This is a genomic window from Burkholderiales bacterium, from assembly GCA_023511995.1.
Taxonomy (GTDB): domain Bacteria; phylum Pseudomonadota; class Gammaproteobacteria; order Burkholderiales; family Thiobacteraceae; genus Thiobacter.
In genome coordinates this window covers 17,010-41,528 of sequence record JAIMAL010000022.1, presented here as the reverse complement: position 1 = coordinate 41,528, position 24,519 = coordinate 17,010, and the positions used below count along the sequence as shown (strand labels likewise).

22 protein-coding genes are annotated in these 24,519 nt (G+C 64.5%); 7 read left to right on the top strand and 15 right to left on the bottom strand.

The window, feature by feature from the left end:
- Positions 1 to 66 precede the first annotated feature (66 nt).
- From K6T56_10835 to smc, 13 genes are all read right to left on the bottom strand, one after another.
- The gene (locus tag K6T56_10835) at positions 67 to 798 is read right to left on the bottom strand and encodes a cytochrome c biogenesis protein CcdA (protein ID MCL6556847.1); all 732 of its coding nucleotides are present in this window, start codon (positions 796 to 798) and stop codon (positions 67 to 69) included.
- Positions 795 to 4,031 carry a glycosyltransferase gene (locus K6T56_10830; protein ID MCL6556846.1) on the bottom strand — a complete coding sequence of 1,079 codons (3,237 nt, stop codon included), beginning with the start codon at positions 4,029 to 4,031 and terminating at the stop codon, positions 795 to 797. Before K6T56_10830 ends, K6T56_10835 begins: the two co-directional genes overlap by 4 nt.
- The gene (locus K6T56_10825; protein ID MCL6556845.1) at positions 4,028 to 4,612 is read right to left on the bottom strand and encodes an acyltransferase; all 585 of its coding nucleotides are present in this window, start codon (positions 4,610 to 4,612) and stop codon (positions 4,028 to 4,030) included. Before K6T56_10825 ends, K6T56_10830 begins: the two co-directional genes overlap by 4 nt.
- A 332-nt stretch (positions 4,613 to 4,944) precedes the next feature.
- Entirely contained in the window at positions 4,945 to 6,060 is a 1,116-nt protein-coding gene (locus tag K6T56_10820) for a DegT/DnrJ/EryC1/StrS family aminotransferase (GenBank protein MCL6556844.1), read from the bottom strand.
- Between the two features lie 271 nt (positions 6,061 to 6,331).
- On the bottom strand, positions 6,332 to 6,874 hold the full coding sequence (gmhB, locus tag K6T56_10815; GenBank protein ID MCL6556843.1) for a D-glycero-beta-D-manno-heptose 1,7-bisphosphate 7-phosphatase: 543 nt from the start codon (positions 6,872 to 6,874) through the stop codon (positions 6,332 to 6,334).
- Positions 6,874 to 7,407, bottom strand: a complete 534-nt coding sequence (def, locus tag K6T56_10810) for a peptide deformylase (protein ID MCL6556842.1) — start codon at positions 7,405 to 7,407, stop codon at positions 6,874 to 6,876. The genes gmhB and def overlap by 1 nt, the downstream gene beginning before the upstream one ends.
- A 2-nt stretch (positions 7,408 to 7,409) precedes the next feature.
- On the bottom strand, positions 7,410 to 8,156 hold the full coding sequence (locus K6T56_10805; GenBank protein ID MCL6556841.1) for an S-methyl-5'-thioinosine phosphorylase: 747 nt from the start codon (positions 8,154 to 8,156) through the stop codon (positions 7,410 to 7,412).
- Positions 8,157 to 8,278: 122 nt separating this feature from the next.
- Positions 8,279 to 8,839: a hypoxanthine-guanine phosphoribosyltransferase gene (locus K6T56_10800; GenBank protein ID MCL6556840.1), complete on the bottom strand. Its 561-nt coding sequence runs from the start codon at positions 8,837 to 8,839 to the stop codon at positions 8,279 to 8,281.
- Between the two features lie 83 nt (positions 8,840 to 8,922).
- Positions 8,923 to 9,291, bottom strand: a complete 369-nt coding sequence (locus tag K6T56_10795) for a DsrE/DsrF/DrsH-like family protein (GenBank protein ID MCL6556839.1) — start codon at positions 9,289 to 9,291, stop codon at positions 8,923 to 8,925.
- A gap of 21 nt (positions 9,292 to 9,312) precedes the next feature.
- On the bottom strand, positions 9,313 to 10,203 hold the full coding sequence (galU, locus tag K6T56_10790; GenBank protein MCL6556838.1) for a UTP--glucose-1-phosphate uridylyltransferase GalU: 891 nt from the start codon (positions 10,201 to 10,203) through the stop codon (positions 9,313 to 9,315).
- A gap of 25 nt (positions 10,204 to 10,228) precedes the next feature.
- Positions 10,229 to 12,253, bottom strand: a complete 2,025-nt coding sequence (ligA, locus tag K6T56_10785; GenBank protein MCL6556837.1) for an NAD-dependent DNA ligase LigA — start codon at positions 12,251 to 12,253, stop codon at positions 10,229 to 10,231.
- A 6-nt stretch (positions 12,254 to 12,259) separates the two neighbouring features.
- Complete coding sequence (locus K6T56_10780; GenBank protein ID MCL6556836.1) at positions 12,260 to 13,342, bottom strand: cell division protein ZipA C-terminal FtsZ-binding domain-containing protein; 1,083 nt, start codon at positions 13,340 to 13,342, stop codon at positions 12,260 to 12,262.
- Between the two features lie 12 nt (positions 13,343 to 13,354).
- Positions 13,355 to 16,873 (bottom strand): chromosome segregation protein SMC, encoded by a 3,519-nt coding sequence (gene smc / locus K6T56_10775; protein MCL6556835.1) that lies wholly within the window; start codon positions 16,871 to 16,873, stop codon positions 13,355 to 13,357.
- Between the two features lie 355 nt (positions 16,874 to 17,228).
- On the opposite strand from smc, the gene queF reads away from it, so the two are divergent.
- The 3 genes from queF (at position 17,229) to K6T56_10760 (ending at position 19,519) form a co-directional block, all read left to right on the top strand.
- On the top strand, positions 17,229 to 17,648 hold the full coding sequence (queF, locus tag K6T56_10770; GenBank protein MCL6556834.1) for a preQ(1) synthase: 420 nt from the start codon (positions 17,229 to 17,231) through the stop codon (positions 17,646 to 17,648).
- Positions 17,649 to 17,738: 90 nt separating this feature from the next.
- Complete coding sequence (locus tag K6T56_10765) at positions 17,739 to 18,995, top strand: FGGY-family carbohydrate kinase (protein ID MCL6556833.1); 1,257 nt, start codon at positions 17,739 to 17,741, stop codon at positions 18,993 to 18,995.
- Between the two features lie 8 nt (positions 18,996 to 19,003).
- Positions 19,004 to 19,519, top strand: coding sequence for a PilZ domain-containing protein (locus K6T56_10760; GenBank protein MCL6556832.1), 516 nt, complete (start codon positions 19,004 to 19,006; stop codon positions 19,517 to 19,519).
- 132 nt (positions 19,520 to 19,651) lie between these two features.
- Here the strand turns inward: K6T56_10760 and K6T56_10755 are convergent, their stop codons facing one another.
- Together K6T56_10755 and K6T56_10750 are read right to left on the bottom strand one after the other, a co-directional pair.
- Positions 19,652 to 20,032, bottom strand: coding sequence for a VOC family protein (locus K6T56_10755; protein MCL6556831.1), 381 nt, complete (start codon positions 20,030 to 20,032; stop codon positions 19,652 to 19,654).
- The gene (locus tag K6T56_10750; protein MCL6556830.1) at positions 20,029 to 20,505 is read right to left on the bottom strand and encodes a DMT family transporter; all 477 of its coding nucleotides are present in this window, start codon (positions 20,503 to 20,505) and stop codon (positions 20,029 to 20,031) included. The genes K6T56_10755 and K6T56_10750 overlap by 4 nt, the downstream gene beginning before the upstream one ends.
- Here K6T56_10750 and dapC point away from each other — a divergent pair.
- The 4 genes from dapC to dapE are packed head-to-tail and all read left to right on the top strand — an operon-like array spanning position 20,488 to position 24,518.
- A complete protein-coding gene (dapC, locus tag K6T56_10745) occupies positions 20,488 to 22,140 on the top strand; it encodes a succinyldiaminopimelate transaminase (protein ID MCL6556829.1) in 1,653 nt (550 codons plus the stop codon). The two genes, K6T56_10750 and dapC, sit on opposite strands and share 18 nt — an antisense overlap.
- Before the next feature lie 56 nt (positions 22,141 to 22,196).
- Positions 22,197 to 23,018 carry a 2,3,4,5-tetrahydropyridine-2,6-dicarboxylate N-succinyltransferase gene (gene dapD, locus K6T56_10740; protein MCL6556828.1) on the top strand — a complete coding sequence of 274 codons (822 nt, stop codon included), beginning with the start codon at positions 22,197 to 22,199 and terminating at the stop codon, positions 23,016 to 23,018.
- 22 nt (positions 23,019 to 23,040) lie between these two features.
- Positions 23,041 to 23,388 (top strand): ArsC family reductase, encoded by a 348-nt coding sequence (locus K6T56_10735; GenBank protein ID MCL6556827.1) that lies wholly within the window; start codon positions 23,041 to 23,043, stop codon positions 23,386 to 23,388.
- Positions 23,385 to 24,518, top strand: a complete 1,134-nt coding sequence (gene dapE / locus K6T56_10730; GenBank protein ID MCL6556826.1) for a succinyl-diaminopimelate desuccinylase — start codon at positions 23,385 to 23,387, stop codon at positions 24,516 to 24,518. Before K6T56_10735 ends, dapE begins: the two co-directional genes overlap by 4 nt.
- Position 24,519: the final 1 nt, after the last annotated feature.

The following is a 24,519-nucleotide window of genomic DNA, read 5'->3' as shown; positions in this document are numbered from 1 at the left end:
ATCATGCGACGCCTGTCCATCTCATCACCTCCATTTGTCGCCGGCGGGCCATTGCCAACCTACCGGCTAGATCTGCGCTCCCAGACCTGCACTCGAGAAGCGGAAATAGCCGTTCAGCCGCTGCAGCGTGCCCGTGAAGAGGACGATGCCCATCACGATCAGCGTGACGCCCGCGACGAAGCGGACCGCGTCATGGTGCCGGTTCAGCCAGCGCAGCAGGCCCGGCGTGCGGGCCAGCGTCGCGCCGAAGGCGACGAACGGGACAGCCAAGCCCAGCGAGTACACCAGCAGCAGCACACCCCCTTGCACGACGGTGCCCGAGGTGATCGCCAGCGTCAGGATCGTGCCCAGCGTGGGGCCGATGCAGGGCAGCCAGCCGGCGGAGATCGAGCTACCGACGAGGAAGGAGCGCAGGTATGGATTGCCGGCCCGCGCCTCCCAGGTGGCGCCGAGGCCGCGGTAGAATGCCGGAATCTCGATGAGCCGGCTCATGTGCAGTCCCAGCACAATCAGAAACACGCCGCCGGCCTTCTGGAGCAGCGAGAGTTGGTCGCGCAGGATGTACCCGGCCAGCCCAACCGATACCCCCAGCGCGGTGAACATCAGCGTGAACCCGGCCATGAAGGCGACCGCGTGCAGCACCGGCGCCCGCCGGCTCGCGGCACAGGTCGCCGATAGGGAGCCACTGGCCAGGTTGCCTGCGTAAACTGGCGCCAGCGGCAGCACGCAGGGCGAGAGGCAGGACACTAGCCCCGCTAGGAACGCCACCAGCACGCTCACACCGCCGACTTCGATCACGGCTGAGGCTCCCTCGCCACGGAGAAGCCGGCCTCGCCGAGCTTCTTTACCAGGATCTCCTCGGTAAGGACGCCGACGTGCTGCCCGCGCAGCACGCCCTCCGCGTCGACGAACATCGTCAACGGCAGGCCCAGCAGCCGGGGGCGGTCGTGGAAGTTCACATCCCAGTCGATGACGATGGAGGTCTCCACCTGGTAACCCGGTCGCCGCAGGCTGAGGTGGGGATTGTAGGCCGGGTCACGGGCGAGCATCGGCATCCAGCGCGCCATCATGGCTGCCCGCTCGCGCTTTGCCCGCTCCTGCCCCAAGGCGAGTTTCATGAGATCGACGGCCTCACCCTTGAGGCTCGTCGAGCCGTGATGCACCACCGTGGCATAGGGTGTCCACACCACTTTGTAACCGGCCTTGCCCACTTTCAGGCAAAGGTCCACGTCGTTGAACAGCACGGGGAGCTCGATTTCGTCAAACCCGCCCACCTGGAAATAGACCGCCTTGCGCACCAGCATGCAGGCAGCGGTGACGGCGGAGTAGTTCTGATCCACCTGGGCACGGTTCATGTACCCCGGTTCATCCAGCCCCAGTTGGCCATTAAAGGGATGGTCTGCAAGACTCGTCAGCCCCAGCACCACCCCGGCGTGCTGCAACTTGCCCGTCTCCGGATAGACACACCGCGCCCCCACCACGCCCACTTCCGGGCGCTGGCCGTGCTGGAGCAAGCGCTCCAGCCACTCGGCCTGGACGATCTGGGTATCGTTGTTGAGCAGAAGCAGATATTCGCCCCGCGCCTCCCGTGCCGCCAGGTTGTTCATGGCGGAGAAATTGAACTCCGCGTCATAGCGCAGGATGCGGATGCGCTCCGGATAGCGGGCCTGCAGTTGCCCATAGTAGTCGAGCACGTCGGGGTCCGTGCTGCGGTTATCCACGATCAGGATTTCGTAATGGGGATAGGCGGTCTTCTCCAGGAGGCTTTCCACACAGGGCTGCAGGAATTCATATTTGTCACGGTTGGGAATGATAATCGTGACCAGCGGATCCCACTGCCGCGCGTAGATCACCCGATGGGTGCCCGCAGCATAGCCGGCCTCCACCGTGGCCTTCACGCCCCGGCGCTCGAGATGCATGGCCACCGCAAGACGCGCGGCTTCCTCGTTGGCTGACGCGGCGTGGGCCCGGGGAAGATGGACCAGCACATCCGCCACGTGGCCGATTGCCCCCTCACCAAAGGCATCGAGGAGACGCAGGGTCACGTCGTAGGTCTCCGCCCCTTGCAAAAGGGAAGCCCCACCGGCTGTGAGCAGCGCATCCGCGCGCACGAGCACGGGGCCGAAATAATCCATGGAGCGCGCCAGATCGAGGTTGAAGTCCGGCTTGAAGCGGGGTTCCCCGAACTCTCCGTCCGCCATCAGCCGGTCGTCGTCCGCATAGATCAGGCGCCAGTCCGGCCGGAGATCGATGTAATCGCCGAAGCGCAGAAAAGTGTGAGGCTCCAGGCGCGAACCCGGCGGCAGGAACCACAACCAGTGCGTGCCCACCGAAGCGGCCACGCCGTTGATGGCCTCCACCTTGGCCTCCGGCGAGTCCGCCTCGATCCAGAAGAGTTGTTCCACCTCGTTGAAGGCAGGATCCGGCGCCGGAAACGGCGCCACCACCACTAGCCGCCAGTCGCGGTAGAACTGGGCCGCCAGGGAATCGATGGTATCCGCCAGCAGCGCCTCCTGCCCCGGCTCGAGCACCAGCACACACACGAAGGCCGGCCGCTGCCCCCACTTCAACATCATCCGCTCGGCAAAGACCTCCGCATCCACCTCGGTCAGGGTTCGTTTCGAGCGCCAGACACGATAAGCTTCGCGCGATTCGGTGTCCGTGGCACAAGAACGCTCCCGGTGGTGTGTTGGCTGCGCCATTTCCGGCCCAGACAGAGGGAAGCCAAGACGAACCGCTTGCTCCCGAACATAGGCCCACGTGGCCTGTACCGCAGTACGCACCATCGGCCGACGTTGTGTCTGCCCCGGGTGGAGGCGGAATCTGGCAACTGGTTCGGCCACGTAGGCGAGATCGCCACGCGAAAGCAGGTGGAGGGCTAGGCACACATCGCCGATACCGACGCAAAGACGGCCGAACAGCGACATGACGTTGGGCTCGTCGATTGCCACGGCGTCAGCGCGGCGGAACAGCATGCAGGTGGGCTCGCCGAGCATATTGACGCCGCTGGACAGGATCCGACCGATAACGGCCGTGCCACGGAGGCGGCCGTCCACGTCCGCCAACGCAACCCCCAACACACCCGGCTCCAGCTCGACGCCGCCTTCATTGATCGGCACTCGACGACCGGCTGCAAGCCGCGCCTCCGGTGTGGCACGAAGCGCAGCCAGTAATCGGGCAACCGCATCCGGCGCAAGGGTATCGTCATCGTAGAGGGGTTTGATGAACTCACCGCGCGCGAGCCGGATGCCCTTTGTCAGATTGGCTGCCTCGCCCAACGGGGGCTCGTTCCGATAGTAGACGACCCGCTGATCGCACCGGCTATACGCGGCCGTGATCTTTTCCACCTTTGGCGATGCGCTATCGTCAAGGACCAGAATCTCGATGTTTTCGTAGGTCTGCGCCAGCGCACTCTGGAGACATTCGTCAAGAAACTCGGAGCGGAATGCCGGTATGACGATAGACACAAGGGGCTGTTCACCGAACCTCTCTCTCCGTTTCCGGAATTCCATGATCAGTGTGGATTCGACCCGGGTTTCAAGGCCGCAAAACATTTCGTCCTGGCTCTCGTTCAACATGCAGCGAACAGGGTCCTCTAGTCCCGCCAGCGCCGCCAAACGTGCGAGTTCTTCTTCATTCACGACCCAGGCATGGCCCCAGGCGCGCAATGCGATGTTAAGATACTCAGCACGATTGCGAATCCAATCATAGCCATATTTCTGCAGCCACGGTTGACGCCAATCGTGCTCGGCATATCTGCGTACGATCACATCGAGGTCGGGTGTCGCAACGCGGACACGTCCCCCCGGCTTCAGCACGCGTCTGCATTCGCGGAAGAAAGAAATGATGTCCTTTTGCGACAGGTGCTCAATGAAATGTTCGCTGTAGATACCATCGACTGTTCCGTCCTCGTAGGGCAACCCCCGCGTCACATCGCAAACGACATCGGCTCCCGGCTCGAGGTCGATATTGACAAAGCCCGGAAGTTTGACCTTGCCACAGCCGATGTTGAGATAAAGCGGTCCGCTCACGATGCCTTCCCTTCCGCCGTCCCCCGGCCGTAAGACCCCACCTTTGCCTCCAGTTCCAACAGTTTGCGACTGCGGTCACTCACCCGTCGCGCAGGTGCACCAAAGTACACCCCAAACGCAGAACAGTTCTTTTGTATCAGACTCAGCGCACCCACTGCCACACCCTCTTCAAGCGTGACACCGGGAAGAATCACCGTTCCACTACCCACAATAACATGACGCCCCAGAAAAACCGGCGCGTGTTGCACATTCCTCAACTCCGGGGGGACCGTAGGGTTAGTCAGTGACATCCCTGAGTAATCATCACTACTCGAGTAAATTGCAACTCGAGAGGACAAGCCGGCAAAGTCACTCAATTCAATACGTCCCTGTCCTATAAGTGAGCAGAATGGCGCGATATGCACATGGTTACCAATCACTATGCCCCCCTCACCCGCAGACAGAATACAGAAGTCGTCAATGCGAACATGATTACCGATGCGAATACGACTTGCGCCATAAAATCGCGCCCATTCCGAGATTTGTACATCTTCTCCGACCTCGGCGAACCCAAGTGCAATAATCTGTTCCCGTGTCAGCATATTTCTATTCCTCCTGTCTCAATTGGGCAGCATCTGGGATGGACGCCCCAGATTTCATCTGGGGCGCTCCTCACCTTGAACGACACGCAGCGGCCCACGTCGTCATAGACAGCGCCCAACTTCGTCACTCTATTTAAATAATTGTACTGAGCGAACAGCCGTCGCACTTTTTACGCTACATATACCTTAGCCAACGCAAATGCCGAACATCCCCGCAGCAAGCTCGAATCGTTACGCAATCTTGGCACAAGGCACACTTCCAAAATATGCAACGACAGCTGTACTACGCAGACTGCCCAATGACCTTACATCATGGTCTTGACACCGAGCCATCATTGCTCTTGCGCGATGAGCGAGGCAATAAATTTGACTTCCTCCTTCTCCAGACCGGGGTAAATCGGAAGGCACAGCACCCGCTCCGCTATCGCATTGGCCACTGGAAGATTGTCTCGCCCCGCAGAAGGCAGTGACCTGTACATTGGAAAGTTACTGATGAGCGGATAGAAGTAACGCCTGGGGTGGATTCTGTGCTGCTTAAGTTTCTGATACAGCATATCGCGCGTCAGCGGATATTGATCTTCAACCAGAACTGGAAAATAAGCAAAATTGGGTGTGATGCCTTCTTCGTAGCCCAGGCAACGGATACCGTTTACCGCCCCGAGCAGGGAACGATACATGCGATCAATCTCCGCGCGCTGCGCAATGGCCTTGTCCACATAGGCCAGTTGCAGAACGCCGAGGGCGGCGTTGAATTCGCTCATCTTGCCGTTGATTCCCGGAGCGACTACCGTCACCTCGTCTGCGAAGCCAAAATTTTTCAGGTAATCTATACGCTGTTTCATCTTGGGATCGTGACAGACAATCGCCCCTCCCTCAAAGGTATTGAATACTTTTGTCGCGTGAAAACTAAGCACAGAGAGATCGCCATGGCGCAAGATGCTGCCCTGGCTGTCTTGGACACCAAATGCATGCGCCGCATCATAAATCACTTTCAGGTTGTATATGTCGGCAATCCTCTGAATGGCCTCAACTTTGCAGGGGCGGCCGTAGCAATGCACAGCAAGAATCGCAGTGGTTTGAGGCGTAATGGCCGCTTCAATCTTTGTCGGGTCGAGATTCAACGTCAAAGGATCGATGTCCACAAAGCGGGGGCGTATCCCGTTCCAGAGAAGGGCATGTGCCGTTGCAACAAAGGAAAATGGGGTGGTGATCACCTCCCCGGTGACTCGGAGGGCCTGCAAGGCGACGATCAAGGCAATGGTGCCGTTGGCGAACAGGTTGACGTGTTCAATACCCAAATACGCGCAAAGTTTGGTCTCGAACTCGCGATGAAAAGGCCCCAGGTTAGTGAGCACCCGGCTATCCCATATCTTCTGCAAATAGGGAATGAATTCCTCCAAGGGCGGGAGGAACGGTTGGGTGACAAACGTGTCTTTTTCAGGGTTCATGCTCTCCACTGTCCTTGAGGACGCCGCCGGTCTCCAACACTGCCCATTCATGCGACAAGTGACGTCGCGACCGCGGGCCGGTCGACGCTTAGCTTGCAAATCCTGTTCCACCCATGGCAAGTCTTTGTCGCCGACATCTCTCGCTGTTGGCGTCCTCACTCCCGGCAAAAATTGCCGCAGCGGCAAGGGGGCGGAAACGTGGTCCTGGACTTTGCTACGGGGATTATCGGCGGCGCGCGGCCGGGCTTGAGGGTTGCGGGGGAGGCTACGCTCAGCCGAGGATCCAGTCCACGGCCCGGGCCACGTCCTGGGCGATGAAGGTGGCGGGGGGGATGTCTTTCTGCTCCTCCACGCCGTAGCCGGTGAGGACCAGGATGGGGGTCACGCCCACGGCGAGGGCGGCTTCCACGTCCGCCGCCTTGTCGCCGATCATGAACGAACGCTCAAGGTCGATGTCGTATTCCCGCGCGGCGGCAAGCAGCATGCCGGGCTCGGGTTTGCGGCAGTCACAGTCCCGTGTCCCGCCGTATTGGGGGTGGTGGGGGCAAAAGTAGTAGGCATCGATGCGGGCGCCGTGGCGGGCGAGGTCTTCGTCCACCTGCCGGTGCAGGCGCTGGACGTCGGCCTCGCTGTAGTAACCGCGGGCAATGCCGGACTGATTGGTGGTGACGATGACAAGATAGCCGCTTTCGTTCAGGCGCCGGATGGCCTCGATGGCACCGGGAATCCATTCCCAGTCCTCCCAACGGTGGAGATATTCCTTTTCCACGTTGAGGGTGCCGTCGCGGTCGAGGAATACGGCGGGGCGGGGCATTATTCGTCCTGAAGCGTCTGGCCGGGAAAGAGCACGTCGGTGAAGCCGAACCTGCGCATGTCTTTCATGCGCATGGGGTAGAGGATGCCGTAGAGGTGGTCCACCTCATGCTGCACGACGCGCGCATGGAACCCTTCCACCGTACGATCGATGGCGTTGCCCTGGGCATCGAACCCCTGGTAGCGCAGACGCTTGTAGCGCGGCACCACGCCGCGCAGGCCGGGCACGGACAGGCAGCCTTCCCACCCCTCTTCCATTTCCTCGTCAAGGGGGGTGAGGGTGGGGTTGATGAGCACGGTATAGGGCACCTCGGGGGCGTCGGGATAGCGGGGGTTGCGCTTCACGCCAAAGATGACCACCTGCAGCGGCACGCCGATCTGGGGCGCGGCCAGTCCTGCGCCGTCGTGGGCCACCATGGTGTCGTGCATGTCCTGGATGAGGGCGGCCAGTTCCGGCGTATCGAACCATTGCACCGGGTCGGAGACACGCAGCAGCCGCGGATCCCCCATGCGCAGAATTTCCCGCACCGCCATGGTCAGCTCCCGTGCAGGGCGACGAGGTGCTCCAGGATGACGCGCACCCGCTGCATGGCATCCTTGAGCACGCTTTCCACATCGGTGAGGCGGATGCCGCGGGCGCTGGCGCCCCGCCCCGCCGCATGGTTGGCCACCACCCCCAGATGGGCATAGCACAGCCCCAGCTCCCGGGCCAGAATCGCCTCGGGCATGCCGGTCATGCCCACCATGGTGGCGCCATCCCGCTCCAGCCGGTCAATCTCCGCCTTGGTTTCCAGCCGCGGGCCCTGCGTGCAGGCGTACACGCCGCCGGCGACATAGTCCTCCCCCGCCGCCTCCGCCGCGCGCATGCACAGTTGCCGCATGGCTTCGCAATAGGGCTCGGTGAAATCCAGGTGGACCACCGGCGTCTCGTTGCCTTCCCGGTAGGTGTTCTTGCGCCCCCAGGTGTAATCGATGATCTGGTCCGGAATGACGATGCGCCCGGGTGTGAGGTCGGGATGGATGCCGCCCACGGAGGCGACGGACACCACGTCTTTCACGCCGCGGGAAAAAAGCGCCCACATGTTGGCGCGGTAGTTCACCTCATGGGGCGCGATGGTGTGACCGTAACCATGGCGGGCAAGGAAGACCACCTCCTCGTTCTTGATGCGGCCGAAAAGCAACGCACCCGACGGCTCTCCGTAGGGCGTGCGGATCACCTGGCGGTGGGTGATCTCCAGATTGGCAAGCTGCGTGAGGCCCGTGCCTCCGATGATGGCGAGCATGATGGTTTCGGCTCCGGATGAAGGGCGTCATTTTACGCCTTTCCGCCACCCCCACGGGACATCAGCGGGGCTGCCAACCCCGCGGCGCAACATTGACGAGCCGGCAGTCAGCTGATCCCTGATCACTGATCCCTGCTCCCTTCCTTCATGGCGTAGATCTCCGGCAGGTTACGCCAGGCACCGTGGGCATCCATGCCGCAGCCAAAGACGAAGCGGTTGGGCAGGCGCAGGCCGACGAAATCCGCATGCAGGGGTTTGTCGCGGCCGGTTTCCTTTTCCGTGAGCACGGCGCAATAGACCTCGGCGGCGCCCATTTCCATTAGCTTGTCGCGGATGGCGGCGAGGGTGCGGCCCTCATCCAGGATGTCATCCAGCACCAGCACCACACGGCCCTTGACGCTTTCCCCGGGCAGGACCTTCCACACCAGTTCGCTGCCCTGGGTGGCCTTGCCGTAACGGCTCGCGTGCACATAGTCGAAATCAAGGGGAAAGGGCAGCAGAGGCAGAAGCTGGCCGCTGAACACCACTGCGCCGCCCATCACCGACAGCACCAGGGGATAGCGCCCGCCGAGTTTCTCCGTGATCTCCCGCGCCACCCGCTCGATGGCCGCGCTGACTTCCTCACGGCTGTAGAGGCGCTCTGCGTTTTGCAAAAGCGCCCATGCCTTCTCTGCGCCCAGCATGTTTTGTCCCTTTTCGTTCTTTCCGGCCGCCCGGCTGGCGCAGGAAGATGACTGCCCCTCGTCCGCCCACGCCGGTCGCCTGCTCAATAGGTGAAAGTCACCGTATCGTCTTCCATCGCGCGCTGGATGAGATAGGCACCGCCGACGGTTTCCTCGATTTCGGGAATGAGGTCCTCCCCCCATAACTCCAGCGTGGGGGTGCAGACCTTGAAGCGCACGCCGGCTTCGTGGGCATCCCGCATGAAGTCGTAGACCGTCTTGCCGGTGCCCTTCTTGATTTCGATGCGCTCGGCCACGCCCCGCTTTGCGAGCTCGCCGGCGCCGGCGGTAAGGATGATCTCCACGTCGTATTCCATGGCCGCCGCCACGGTCGCCTGAAAGAACGGCGCCCCCAGTTCCGCTGGGTTGCGCGGGTCGGTGTTGACCATCACGATCAGCAGCTTGTCAGCCATGATGTCCTCCCGGGAGGTTGATCAGGATCTGGTGACGAGTGTGTCCTGCACGTGAAGCAGGTGGTCCCGGAAGGCTTCGCCCACTTCCGGGTGTTTCAAAGCATAGTCGATGGTGGCGCGAAGGTAGCCCAGCTTGCTGCCGCAGTCGTAGCGGGTGCCGGTGAATTCATAGGCCAGGATGGGCTCCTCGCCAAGGAGGGCGGCGATGGCATCGGTGAGCTGAATCTCTCCCCCTGCGCCGGGCTGCACCTGCTTGAGCAGATCGAAGATGCGGGGGGTGAGGATGTAGCGGCCCACCACGGCCAGGGTCGAGGGGGCCTCCTCCGGCCGGGGTTTTTCCACGATACCGGTGACGCGGCTCACGCGCTCGCCCACGGGTTCACTGGCGACGATCCCGTAAAAGCGCGTGTGCGCCCGGTCCACTTGCTGCACCCCGAGGATGGTGCACTGGTGCCTTTCGTAGAGGGCCACCATCTGGGCAAGCGCCGGGGGCTCGGCGTCGATGAGATCATCGGCGAGGATGACGGCAAAGGGTTCCTCTCCCACCACCGGCCGCGCACAGAGCACGGCATGGCCCAGTCCCAGGGCCTCCGGCTGGCGGGTGTAGACGCAACTCACATTGGCGGGCAGCATGGCCCGTAGGGTGGCCAGGACGTTTTGCTTGCCGCGGGCGGCAAGTTCGGCTTCGAGCTCGTAGTTCTTGTCGAAATGATCCTCGATCGCCCGTTTGCCGCGACCGGTGACGAACACCATTTCGGTCAGACCAGCGGCGATGGCCTCCTCCACTGCATACTGGATGAGCGGCTTGTCCACGATGGGCAGCATTTCCTTGGGGCTTGCCTTGGTGGCCGGCAGAAAGCGGGTGCCCATGCCCGCCACCGGATACACTGCCTTGCTGAGTCTGTTTTTCATGGGAGATGTCCTTTGCCTCCCGGGATCATTCCGCCTCGCCGAGGAGGCGCTTAAGTCCGTCCTCGTCAAGAAGGGGGATGCCAAGCTCGGTGGCCTTGGCCAGTTTGCTGCCGGGGTCGGCCCCCACCACCACGTAGTCGGTCCTGCTCGACACGCTGTTGGTCACCTTGCCGCCGGCGGCTTCGATTTTTTCCCGCGCCTCCTCCCGCGTCCAGTGGGGCAGCGTGCCGGTGAGCACGAAGGTCTTGCCCGCTACGCCAGGAACCGACTTTTTGCCTTTGGCCCGGCCTTCCTCCCAGCTCACGCCCAGGCGACGCAGCTCATTGATGACCTGCCGGTTGTGGGGCTCGGCGAAAAACTGCACGATGCTTTCGGCGACCACCGGCCCCACTTCCGGCACCTGCATGAGGTCTTCCTGGCTGGCCTGCATGAGGGGCTCCAGCGCCCCGAAGTGGCGGGCGAGGTCCTTGGCCGTGGCCTCGCCCACGTTGCGGATGCCCAGGGCATAGATGAAGCGGTCGAGGGTGGTGTGCCGGCTGCGGTCGATGGCCTTGAGGAGATTCTGCGCCGATTTGACCCCCATGCGCTCGAGGCCGGCAAGGGTGTCGAGGTCGAGGCGGTAGAGGTCGGCAGGGGTCTTCACCAGGCCGCGGTCGACGAGCTGGTCCACGAGTTTCTCGCCCAGCCCCTCGATGTCCATGGCGCGCCGACTGGCGAAATGGAGCAGCGCCTGTTTGCGTTGCGCGGGACAGTAAAGGCCACCGGAGCACCGCGCCACCGCCTCGCCCTCCAGGCGCACCACCCGCGAGCCGCAGACGGGGCAATGGGTGGGCATGCGGAAGGGCCGCGCATCCTTGGGCCGGCGCTCTTTGACGACGCTCACCACCTCGGGAATCACATCCCCTGCCCGGCGCACGATCACGTAGTCGCCGATGTGGATGTCCTTGCGACGGATTTCGTCCTCGTTGTGCAGGGTGGCATTGGTGACGGTCACGCCCCCCACCTGCACGGGCTTGAGGCGCGCCACGGGCGTGAGCGCGCCGGTGCGCCCCACCTGCACATCGATGTCGAGGATCTGGGTGATCTCCTCCTCCGGCGGGAACTTGTGGGCGATAGCCCAGCGCGGTGCGCGGGCGACGAAGCCCAGCTCCTCCTGCGCCGCAAGCTCGTTGACCTTGTACACCACGCCATCGATGTCGAAGGGAAGCGTCGGCCGCCGGCTGCCCATCTCCCGGTAATAGGCAAGAAGACCGTCGAGCCCCCGCACCACCCGGCGGTCTTTGGTAACGGGAAAATGGAGACTGGAAAGCCAGTCCAGCACCTCGCTTTGGGTGCGCGGCAGGCGCACCCCTTCCACGGCGCCTAAGGCGTAGGCGAAGAAGGTGAGCCTGCGCGAGGCGGTGATTTTCGGATCGAGCTGGCGCAGGGAGCCGGCCGCGGCGTTGCGTGGATTGGCAAACTCCTTTTCGCCTTTCTCCCGCTGTTCCCGGTTGAGCTGTTCGAAATCCCGCCGCAGCATGAGCACCTCCCCCCGCACCTCCAAAAGCCGCGGCGGGTGCGTGGCGTAAAGGCGCAGAGGAATGGCGGCGATGGTGCGCACGTTGGCCGTCACGTCCTCACCGGTGGTGCCATCGCCGCGGGTGGCGCCGCTTGCCAGCACACCGTTTTCATAGACGAGGCTGATGGCAAGCCCATCGAACTTGGGTTCGCAGTTGTATTCCACCCGTTCCAGGCCCAGGCCTTCCCGCACGCGGCGATCGAAATTGGCCACGTCCTCCTCGGTGAAGGCGTTGTTGAGGGAAAGCATGGGCACCCGGTGACGGATTTCGCGGAATTCCGCGGCGGGCGCGCCCCCCACCCGCTGGGTGGGGGAATCGGGGGTGACCAGTTCGGGATAACGCGCCTCCAGCGCTTGCAGCTCGCGAAAGAGGCGGTCGTATTCGGCGTCGGGGATTTCCGGCGCGTTGAGGACGTAATAGAGATAATCGTGGTGCGCAATTTCCTGCCGCAGTTTGCGCACCCGTTCGGCAACCTCGCGCGGCGCGGCCATGGGCACTCAGGAGAAAAGCCGCAGCGCCCGCGGGCTGCCTGCCGGAATGCCCCGCGCCTCCATTTTGGCGTAGAGGGCGGCAAGCTGTTGGCGGATCTTCGCCACGCCCTCGTCGGTGAGGGGCCGCAGGTTGTCATCCACCAGACTGCCCTTCAAGGCATCGGCGAGATGCCGGGCGAACTGCATCATCTGATCGAAGACGCGCAGCCCACCCGCCACGCGGGGCACATCGAAAAGCAGGGTCACACCATGGGTGGAAAACTGGCGCATGTTCTCCGCCTCGAAGGCGGCGGGTTCCTGGTTGGCAAGCGCATAGAGGACGTGGCCGGCTTCGTCCCGGTACTGGAAGGTGCCATCGGCAGCAAGGCGCAGACCCGCGGCCTCCGCCAGCGCGCGCAGCTTCGTGCCGGGGAAACTCGCTTCCCCCATCGCCACCACGTTCACCCCCACCAGCACGTCCACATCGGCGCAGAATTCATCCAGCGCCTGCGCCGCCCTCAGGGTGGGCGCTTTCTCCGGTAACTGGGCCACGGCCAGAAGCCGCGCGGCGGCCTCCTGCGCCTGATTCAGAAACCGCTCCAGTGTCTCCGGACGCACTGCCCCGGCGCGGTCGGCAAGCTGAAGCGCACCCACCGCGGCGGCGATGGTCGCCCCTTCCTCCACCCCGGGCAGCGCAGCCCACTGCCCCTCCCGCGTCTGCACGAACCAGGCGCAGGGCTTGTCCCAGGGCATGTCGGTGGCGAGGGCGGCGCGCACGCTGGCCGCCGGCTGGGGCTCGGCCAGGGTCAGACGCACCACGCAGGAAATCTCCCGGTCCACCTCGGACGGCCATTCGCCGCCGCCTGCCGCGGGTTTCTTCTCAGCGGGGGGCGGCGCCTCCAGCGGCGGCGCATCCGCCTCGCCGGCGGAGAGGGTGGGTTCGATGCGTTCGTCCGCCGGCGCATCACCCAGCAGCACGTCGGTGCGCTGGGCCTGGAAACGCTGCTGGGCGAGCTTGCGGAAACGGCGCTCCTGCCAGGCGTTGTAGGCGATGACGCCGAGGATCACGACGACACCGACGCCAAGCAGACTCAATTGCAGATCGTTCATTGGGGCTTCCCGTCAGGCAACGGCCTTTTCCTGCATCTTCATCGCATCCTCCACGTCCACCGCCACCACACGGGATACGCCGGGCTCGGGCATGGTGACGCCGATCAATTGCTGCGCCATTTCCATGGTGATCTTGTTGTGGGTGACGAAGAGGAACTGGGTGTGTTCCGACATGCGCCGCACCAGCTCGCAGAACCGCCAGGTGTTGGCATCGTCCAGCGGCGCATCCACCTCGTCGAGGAGGCAGAAGGGCGCGGGATTGAGGCGGAACAGGGAGAACACCAGCGCCAGCGCGGTGAGCGCCTTCTCCCCGCCGGAGAGCACATGCAGGCTGTTGTTGCGCTTGCCCGGCGGCTGCGCCACGATCTGCACGCCGGCATCCAGCAGGTTGTCGCCGGTGAGGATGAGTTCCGCATGCCCGCCGCCGAAGATGGAGGGGAAGAGTTCCCGGAAATAGCCATTGACGGTGTCATAGGTCTGCTGCAGCCGTTCCCGGGTCTCGCGGTCGATGCGGGCGATGGCGCTTTCCAGTGTCTCCACCGCCTGGCTGAGATCGGCGGCCTGGGTATCCAGGTAGGCCTTGCGTTCGCTGGCCGATGCCAGCTCCTGCAGCGCGGCGAGGTTCACCGGCCCCAGGGCCTCGATGTCCTGCTTGAGCCGCGCAATCTCCCGCGCCAGATGATCGGCCCTGGCTCCTTTTTCCACCTGGGCGGCAAGCCGGTCGAGGTCGGCGCCCGCTTCGGCAAGCTGCTGGGCGGCCTGTTCGTCGTTAAGCCGCGCTTCCTGTTCCTTCAGGCGCGCCTGCTCGAGGCGGTCGCGCAGGGGGTTGAGTTTCTGCTCCAGGGCCAGGCGCTCCGCCTCCACCTGTCGCAGGGCTTCGCTCGCCTGGTTGAGGGCATCCCGGGCCGCGGCCTGCCGTGCTTCCGCCCCGCGACGGGCATCCAGCGCCGCATCGAGGGCGGCGCGCAGCGGGGCTTCGTCGAGGCTTGCCAGCTCATGGGCAAGCCGCGCCCGCTCCGCGGTCAGCCGTTCGGCATTTTCCCGGGACAGGCGCTGCAGGTTTTCCAGCTCCCGCAGCTTGGCGGCACAACTTCGCTCGTTGAAAACCGCCTCCTGGGCGAGCCGCTCGGCCTCGGCGAGGCGGTGGGTCTGGCGGTTGAGTTCCGCCTCCGCCTCGTCGCGCGCATGCTTGGCATCGGCCAGATGTTCCAGCAGGGTTTCGATTCGGAGGCGCAGCTCCCGCAGGGCTTCGGCACTGTTTTTTTTCTGTTCCTCCTCGCGAACCAACGCGGCCGTCACTTCCGCCAGTTCCTGCTCGATCGCCTTGGAACGCTGTTCGGCCTGGGCTTCCATCTGGGCGAGCTTCTGCACCTCCAGTTGCAGTTGGTGCAGCTCCTGCTGCTGGCGGCTGATGTCGGCCTGGTGTGCCGCCATCTCCCCCTTGTGGGCGGTTAGCGTGGCCTCCGCCTGCTCCACCGCCCGCTCCGCCTCCCCTTGGCGTGCGCGTTGGCTTTCGATCTCCCGGGTGAGGAGCTCGATTTCCCGCTGCCGCAGCAGCACCCCGTGCAGGGCCGACTGCTCGCCGTGGAAGCTCAGGCCATGGCGGCCAATGACGTGGCCCGCCTGGCAGACGATGACCTCACCCGGCGCAAGCCGCCCCCGCAACCGGAGCGCCTCGCCACAATCGGCCACGGCGTAGACCCCCGCCAGCCACTCGGCGAGGACCCCACCGCCTTCGCCCTTCCAGCGCACATAGGCAGCAAGGGGCGTGAGATCAGAGCGGGGCGCCGGGATCTCCGCTTCCTCGACAGCTTCGGCGAGCACCACCGCCGCCGGCGGCAGGTCGGCAAACCAGTCTGCGGCGCGGTCGATGTCGTCCACCACCACCGCCCGCACCCGCTCCCGCAGCACGCCCTCCAGGGCCACGTCCCAGCCGTTATCGATGTGGAGCTTCTGCCAGAGCCGGGCGAGACTGGCCAACCCATGGCGGGCGAGCCAGGCGGCCAGCCGCTCGTCCTGGTCGGCGGCCGCCTGCATCTGCTCCAAGGCCTGGCGCCGCGCTTCCAGGGAGGCGAGCTCGCGCACGCTCTCCTGCAGGCGCCGCTGCGCCTCGCGCAGGGCGCGCTCCAGCTCCGGCTGGCGCTGGTGCAGACCGGCATAGACCCCACGCAACGCCTCCAGGGTACCGGTGAGCTCCCCCACCCGCGCGCGGAGCGCTTGCAACCGCTCCCGGTCGGGACGCACAAGCCGCGCCGCCTCCTCCTTGAGGCGCTGGCTGCGGGCGGCAAGTTGTGCCAGGGATTTTTCCGCGTGGGCGTAATGCGCCTCCTCCACCCGCCGGCTTTGCTCCGCTTCCGTCAGGCTGCGTTGCAGCTCCTGATGCCGCCGCTGCGCCGCCTCGAAGGCCTGCCGCGCCGCCGGCAGGCGTTCCCGCTCCCGCGCCACGGCCTCCTGAGCCCGCGCCACCTCGGCGCTCGCCGCGGCCAGCTTCTCCCGCCAGTCGGCGAGTTCCCCGGCAAGTCGCGCCTCGCCCTCCCCCGCCTGGGCAAGCTGGGCTTCCAACTGCTGCTGCCGTTCCTGCATGCGCGTCCGGCTTTCGCGCTGGTGCTGCAATTCCTGCTCCAGCCGCGCCACCTCCGCATTGGCGGCGTAAACCTCCGCCTGCACCTGGTGCAGCCTATCACCGGCCTCGTAGTGGGCGGCGCGGGCCTGGGCAAGGCGCGCCTCGGCCTCGCGCAGACGGGCGGTTTCCGCCTCCAGGTCATTCAAGAGGCGCGTCACCTCCCGCTGCATGCGCTCCCACTGGGCGTGGGCTTCCTGTTTGCGCAGGAACCAGAGCATCTGCTGCGCCTCGGTGAGCGCATCGTTGAGGGCGGAATAGCGCCGGGCGACCTCGGCCTGGGCGGTGAGTTTTTCCAACTGGCCGGCGAGCTCCTGGCGGATGTCGTCCACCCGCAACAGGTTTTCCCGGGTGTCTTTGAGCCGCAGCTCCGTCTCTCGCCGGCGTTCCTTGTAGATGGAAACGCCAGCCGCCTCCTCGAGGAAAATACGCAGCTCCTCGGGCTTGGCCTCCACCACGCGGGAGATCATGCCCTGCTCGATGATGGCGTAGGCCCGCGCGCCCAGCCCCGTGCCCAGGAACATGTCGATCACGTCGCGGCGGCGGACGTGCATGTTGTTGATGTAGTAGTTGGATTCGCCGTTACGCTCCAGCACCCGCTTGACGGAAATCTCGGCATAGGCCGACCACTGACCATGGGCACGGCCCAGACTGTTGTCGAAGACGAGCTCGACGCTGGCGCGGGAGACCGGTTTGCGGCCGCCGGAACCATTGAACAGCACATCCTGCATGGATTCGCCCCGCAGGTGTTTTGCCGAGGATTCCCCCAGCACCCAGCGCACCGCATCGATGACGTTGGACTTGCCGCAGCCGTTGGGACCGACGATGCCGACCAGTTGGCCAGGGACGTGAATGGTGGTGGGATCGACGAAGGACTTGAATCCAGCCAGCTTGATGTGGGTCAGACGCACGGATGTTTCTTCTCGATTGGGGGCGGAGGCTTGTGCGCTCCGTCCTTTATGGCGAAGCGTCCGCCTGCCTGCGGCGTCGCCGCGGAATGACGTATAATCTCAGATTTGTCATGAGGTCGGCCTGTGCCTTTGGCGATTTGGCGAGTCAAATAACCTCTGCCTCGCTAGGAATCCCGCCTGCGCGCGCCCTGGCGGCCGTCTTTCGGCATCTTCGCAGCCGTGCTCCTCGCCCATAGGCACGGGCTTTTGGCTCGTCGCCCGTGCGCGAATCTGCTCGAAACCCGGCTCGCCATCCTCGCGCGCCCTAATGACAAATCTGGGATAATTCTACCCCAATTCCCCCGAGATTCGAGCGATGCCCAGCCAACCCTCCAAATCCCTGGAAACCTTCGACAATCCCAAGCCCGAGCGGGACTACCACATCCACATGGAAATCCCGGAATTCACCTGTCTTTGTCCGAAGACGGGCCAGCCGGATTTCGCCACCCTCATCCTTGACTACATCCCCGACCGCAGGTGTGTCGAGCTCAAGAGTCTCAAGCTTTATATCTGGTCCTTCCGCAACGAGGGGCATTTTCACGAGGCGGTGACCAACCGTATCCTGGATGATCTGGTGGCGGCCACCCAGCCGCGTTTCATGCGTCTGACCGCCAAGTTTTATGTGCGCGGCGGGATTTTCACCAATGTGGTGGCCGAATACCGCATGCCGGGCTGGCAGCCCGCCCCCCGGGTGGACTTGCTGGATTTTGCGCCCCAGTCCAACATCCGCGGCTGAGATCCCCGGCTTTTGCGCCCCAGACTGCCGCCTTTTTCCCGTTCGCGCTAGTATACTGACCAAATTCAATAAAAAACGACATCCGCCTCCATGAGCAACGACCTCTCCCTGGGCCTGGATTTCGGCACCAGCGGCGCCCGGGCATGCGTCATCGACCAAAACGGACGCGTGGTGGCGCGAGCCCATGCCCTCTATGACATCCACGACTGGATGAGCTGGCTGAAAGCGCTGGCCTGGCTGGTGGCGGATCTGCCCAAGAACGTGCGCCATCGGCTGGGGGCCATTGCCGTGGCCGGCACCTCGGGCACGGTGTTGCTGACGGACGCCACCAACCGGCCCCTCACCCCGCCGCTGCTCTACGACGATGCACGCGCCCGGGCGGAAGCGGAACGCATCCGCGCCGTCGCGCCCCCTGGCCATATCGCCGCCATGCCCACCTCGGCCCTGGCCAAGGTGCTGTGGTTGCGGGCCCAGCCGGGCACCAGCCGCGCCCGCTACTGCACCGACCAGGCAAGCTGGATCGCCGCCATGCTCACCGGCCGGCCGGGGCTGTCCGACTACCACAACGCCCTCAAGCTGGGTTTCGACGTGGAAAACCTGAGCTGGCCGGAATGGGTGCGCAGCCTGCACATCGCCTCCCTGCTGCCCCGCGTGGTGGAGCCGGGTGTGAGTCTCGGCATGGTGCCCCTGGAAGTGGCGGTGAAGCTGGACATCCCGGACGACTGCCTGGTGCGCGCGGGCACCACGGACAGCATCGCCGCCTTCATGGCAGCGGGTGCCGCGGAAATCGGCGATGGCGTCACCTCCCTGGGCTCGACCCTCGCCATCAAGCTTTTGTCCGCCCGTCCGGTGCAGGATGCAGGAAGCGGCGTGTACAGTCACCGTTACGGCAGCCGCTGGCTGGCAGGCGGCGCCTCCAACAGCGGCGGTGCGGTGTTGCGCCAGTTCTTCGATGACCGGCAGCTTGCCGAACTGTCGCGGCGAATCGACCCGGCCACGACAAGCGGGCTCGACTACTATCCCCTGCCGGCCCCGGGGGAGCGGTTCCCCATCAACGACCCCACCCTCGCACCCCGCTTAAGCCCGCGGCCGGAGGACGACGTGCGCTTCCTCCACGGCCTGCTGGAAGGTATCGCCCGCATCGAGGCGCAGGGATACCGTCGCCTCGTGGAACTGGGCGCAAGCGTGCCAAAGCGCGTCTTCACCACCGGCGGCGGGGCAAAGAACCCCGTGTGGACGGCCATCCGCGCGCGCCTGTTGGGCGTGCCGGTGGTGCCCGCGCGCCACACCGAGGCGGCCTACGGGGCGGCACGCCTGGCGCAGCAGGGTACCCGGCTGTTGAGCTGACGCCCGCCATGGAAGCTTCCGGGGTCACGCTGGAACTTGCGCTGCCCTTGCGCTGGACGCCCCGGGAAAGCTTCCCGCCGCAGGAAGTGGCGGAATGGATGCGGGGCAACGTGGCGCTGCTCAAGGCCCTGGCCGCCTTCGAATGCCCCACCCGCGAGACGGAACCGGAAGCGGGGATGGACCCTGTCCTGGCGCGCCTGGAAGCCAAGATCGACCTCGCCCTCACCCTGCTGGGGGAACTGGCCCGCCGGCACCAGCCCCTGCCCGAGCCCGTCGCCGTCACCCTCACCAGCGCCACCGTGAGCTGGACGGGCAAGGCGCCCGCCCCGCAGACTACCGGCGTGCTCACCCTTTATCTTTCGCCCCCGCTTCCCTGGCCGCTGCAACTGCCGGTGGAGATTCTTCCCGCAGGCGAGGATCGCGTGCACGCGCGGCTCCTTTACCTGGACGAGGAAACCCAGACCTGGCTCGACCGCACCCTCTTCCGCCATCATCGGCGACGGCTTGCCGCCCGCAGCCGCTGAACTCCTGCGACACCATGTCGCATTCCCGCCGGTTTTTGCGCCCGCCCCAAATGCCCATGGCCTCCACGGCTTGACCATCCTCGCCGGGTATCCGTCCAGCCACAGCCAAGGCATCGAAACTCTACGCCGGCATCAGCCTCGTTTTCTGATTTCGATGAATTCCAGGGCGTTGCCGTCCGGGTCGCGCAGGAAAAGCGCTGCGCGGCCGGAACGGCTGCGGGTGTAGGGCACGCCGGCCGCCGCAAGCGCCGCTTCCAGGGCCGCCATGTCCTCCACGGCGAAGGCCACATGCCGGTCGTGGCCACCATGGGCGGGGCGGCCCTCGCGGGGATCGGGACTTTCCAGGGCGAGGAGATGGATCTGCTGTTCGCCCACGTCATACCACACCCCTTCATAGCCGAGATCAGGCCGCTCAGGATTGGGCACAAACCCCAGCACGCCCTCGTAGAAGGCCCGCGCGCGAGCGAGATCCTGGACAAGAAAGGACGCATGCAGAATGGCATAAGGTTTCATCGGCTGTGCTCCATGCGGCCGGAAAGCAGGCTTGCCGCCACGATCATGGCCCCGCCCAGCCACTCCCTCCAGGTCAACACTTCATCCACGAGCCACCATGCCGCCACGGCCGCCACCACCAGCTCGAAGAGCAGAATGACGATGGCACGGTTGGCCGGGGTATGGGTGAGCCCATACTGCATGGCCACGGTGACAGCAGCCAGCACAATCCCCAGCACCCCCACCCATCCCCATTGCACCTGCAGGGCGGCGAGCGCGCTGCCGAAATCAGGTGGTTCCACCATCAACACCGCCATCGCCACCACCAGCACACCGAGCCAGACGCTCAAGGATTTGGCCTTTATGCTCAACACCTGCGCCCTGCGGCTCAGCACGTTGGAGCAGGCGAAGGCCAACCCCGCCGACAGCCCCAGCCACTCCGCACCATTCTTCGGCCAGGGAATGCCCAGGGCCGCATGCCACAACATGATCATGGCCCCGGCCAGGGACAGTGCGATCACCCCGTAACCGGCGGCGGAAAGGCGCTCGTCGAGGAGCAGACGGGAAAGAAGCACGGTCCACAAAGGGGCGAGATAGAAGAGGAGCAGCACCCGCACCACCTCGCCGTGGATCACGCCCAACACATAGGCGAGATTGGCCCAGCCGGCGGCGAGCCCGATGCCGGCAAGGAGGAGCGTGCCCCGCCGGAATTCAGTCATCGCCCGCCAGGTGAAAGGCAGCCCGAGGAGGGTTGCACAGAGGAAGACGATCAGGATGGCCAGGGGGCCGGCGAGTCCGGCGGTTTCCAGAAGACGCAGGGGATACCAGACAAGGCCCCAGGCCGTGGCGCCGGCGATGAGACCCGCCACCGGGGACAGACGTCGGTTTGGGATCACTTCAGGCTCCGGCTTATAATTCGTTTTTTCTTCTTCGCCATCGTGAACCCCGATCTCGCCAAGCTCAAACCTTATCCCTTCCAGCGCCTGCGCCAGTTATTGCACGGGGTGACGGCGTCGCCGGATTTTACCCCGATCAATCTGTCCATCGGCGAACCCAAGCATCCCACACCGGCCTTCATCCGCCAGGCCATTGTGGACCATCTCGATGGGCTGGCCGGCTACCCCTCCACCCATGGCATGGATGCCCTGCGCGGTGCCATCGCCCGCTGGCTGGAAAAGCGCTATCGCCTGCCCCACGTCAATCCGGAAAACCAGGTGCTGCCGGTGTTGGGCAGCCGCGAGGCGCTGTTCGCCTTTGCCCAGGTGATCGTGGACCGCCAGACCAGGCCGGTGGTCATCTCCCCCAATCCCTTCTACCAGATTTACGAGGGGGCGGCGCTTTTGGCCGGGGCACAGCCCTACTATCTCGCCACCACGCCGGAGAACGGCTTCCGCATGGACTTTTCGCAGGTGCCGGAGCACGTGCTGGAGCGCACCCAGCTCGTCTATGTCTGCTCGCCGGGTAACCCCACCGGCCGGGTGCTGACCCTCGATGAGTGGCAGACTCTGTTCACCCTCTCCGACCGCTACGGTTTCGTCATTGCCGCCGACGAGTGCTATTCGGAAATCTATTTCGACGAAGCCCGGCCGCCCCTCGGTGCCCTGGAGGCCGCGCATCGCCTGGGCCGCGACGATTTCATCAATCTGGTGGTGTTCAGCAGTCTGTCCAAGCGCTCCAACGTGCCGGGCATGCGTTCCGGCTTTGTCGCCGGCGATCGGGAAATCCTGGAGAAATTCCTGCTCTACCGCACCTATCACGGCTGCGCCATGAGCCCCACCGTCCAGCACGCCAGCACCCTCGCCTGGCAGGATGAGGCCCACGTGGCGGAAAACCGGCGGCTCTACCGCGCCAAGTTCGCCGCTTTCCGCAACACGATCGGCGATGCCCTTCCCCTCACCGTGCCGGAAGCGGCGTTTTACTACTGGGTGCCGACCCCCATCGATGACACCGAATTCACCCGCGCGCTGTACCGCGAATATAATGTCACGGTGCTGCCGGGCAGTTTCCTCGCGCGCCTCCAGAACGGTGTCAACCCCGGCGCGAATTTCGTCCGCATCGCGCTGGTCGCCCCGGAGGCGGAGTGTCTGGAGGCGGCCCGGCGGATCAGGGAATTCGTGAAAAACCTCTGAAGCAAGACGGCCCCTCTCCTTCACGCAACCCGACACCAGCATAAGGAAACACCACCATGCAGGAACTGCAAGCCATCATCGAAGAAGCTTACGAGCGCCGCGCCGACATCACGCCGCGCACCGTGGACGCCAAGACCAAGGAAGCGGTGGACACGGTGATCGATCACCTCGACCGTGGCACCCTGCGCGTGGCGGAGAAAATCGATGGCGACTGGGTCACCCACCAGTGGATCAAGAAAGCTGTCCTGCTTTCCTTCCGCATGCAGGACAACTTCTTCATCAAGGGTGGCTTCACCAATTATTTCGACAAGGTGCCCTCCAAGTTCGCCGACTACAACTCCCGCGATTTCCGCGAGGGCGGCTTCCGCGTCGTGCCCCCCGCCACTGCGCGCCGGGGCGCCTACATCGCGAAAAACGTGGTGCTCATGCCCTCCTATGTCAACATCGGCGCCTATGTGGATGAAGGCACCATGGTGGACACCTGGGCCACCGTGGGCTCCTGCGCCCAGATCGGCAAGAATGTGCATCTATCCGGCGGTGTGGGCATTGGCGGCGTGCTGGAGCCCCTCCAGGCCAATCCCACCATCATCGGCGACAACTGCTTCATCGGCGCCCGTTCGGAGATCGTCGAAGGCGTGGTGGTGGAGGACAACTGCGTCATCTCCATGGGCGTGTACATCGGCCAGAGCACCAAGATTTACGATCGCGAGACCGGCGAAATCCACTACGGACGTGTGCCCGCCGGCTCCGTGGTGGTGTCCGGCAGCCTGCCCTCCAAGGATGGCAAATACAGCCTCTACTGCGCGGTGATCGTGAAAAAGGTGGATGAAAAGACGCGGTCCAAGGTGGGCATCAACGAACTTTTACGCGGCGTGTGAGAGCCTGCGAGAAGGGTGCGCGATGAAAGTCTATGGCATTCCCAACTGCGACACGGTGAAAAAAGCCCGCGCCTGGCTCGACGCCCATGGCATCGCCTACGAGTTCCACGACTGGAAAAAGAACGGCGTGGACCCGCAACTCCTCGCCCGCTGGATGGATGCCGTGGGATGGGAACAGGTGGTAAACCGCAACGGGGTGACCTGGCGCAAGCTTTCGGAGGCGGAAAAGGCGCGCGTCAGGGACAAGGATTCCGCCATCGCTTTTCTCCTGGAAAAGCCCAGTGCCATCCGCCGCCCCGCCTTCGAATACGAGGACAAGCTGGTGCTGGGCTTCGACCCCGACACCTACGCCCAGGTCTTTGGCAAATGAGCGGTGACACTCGGGCGCTGGCGGAGGCGCTCATTGCCAGAGCCTCGGTGACGCCGAACGATGCCGGCTGTCAGGACCTCCTCGCGGCGCGGCTTGCGCCCTTGGGTTTCCATATCGAGCGACTGCCTTTCGGTGAGGTGGCCAACCTCTGGGCGCGCCGGGGCACCGGACGCCCGGTGGTCTGCTTCGCCGGTCATACCGATGTCGTGCCACCGGGGCCGCGGGAGGAGTGGCTGTCCGATCCCTTCCTGCCCACGGTGCGCGATGGCCGGCTCTACGGCCGCGGCGCCGCTGACATGAAGACCTCGCTTGCCGCCTTCGTCACCGCCATCGAGGGATTCGTCAGCGCCCATCCCCATCATCGCGGTTCCATCGCGCTCCTCATCACCTCCGACGAGGAAGGGCCGGCGGTGGATGGCACCGTGCGGGTGGTGGACACCCTCGCCGCCAGGGGCGAGACGCTGGATTACTGTGTGGTGGGGGAACCCACCGCCGTCGAGCGTCTCGGAGATACCATCAAAAACGGCCGCCGCGGCTCCCTTTCCGGGCGGCTTTTGGTGCATGGCATCCAGGGTCACGTCGCCTATCCGCACCTGGCGAAGAATCCCATCCATCTCGTCGCGCCCGCCCTCGCTGAGCTCGCGGCCACCGAATGGGATCGCGGCAATGAATACTTCCCGCCCACCACTTTCCAGATTTCCAACATCCACGGCGGCACCGGCGCCACCAACGTCATCCCGGGCAGTGTGGAGATCCTCTTCAATTTCCGCTTCTCCCCGGCGAGCACAGTGGATGAACTCAAACAGCGGGTCAAGGCGCTCCTCGACCGTCACCGCCTCGACTACATCCTCGAGTGGGAATGTTCCGGCCAGCCCTTTCTCACCCCGCGGGGGGAACTGGTGGCGGCGGTGGAGTCGGCCATCCGGGAGGTCACCGGTCTCACCCCCGCCCTTTCCACCAGCGGCGGCACCTCGGATGGGCGGTTCATCGCCCGCATTTGCCCGCAGGTGGTGGAGGTGGGCCCGCCCAATGCCAGCATCCACAAGGTGAACGAATCGGTGGCGGTGGCGGACATCGAACCGCTGGCGGCGATCTACCGCGGTATTCTGGAGCGTCTGCTGTGTCGCTGAA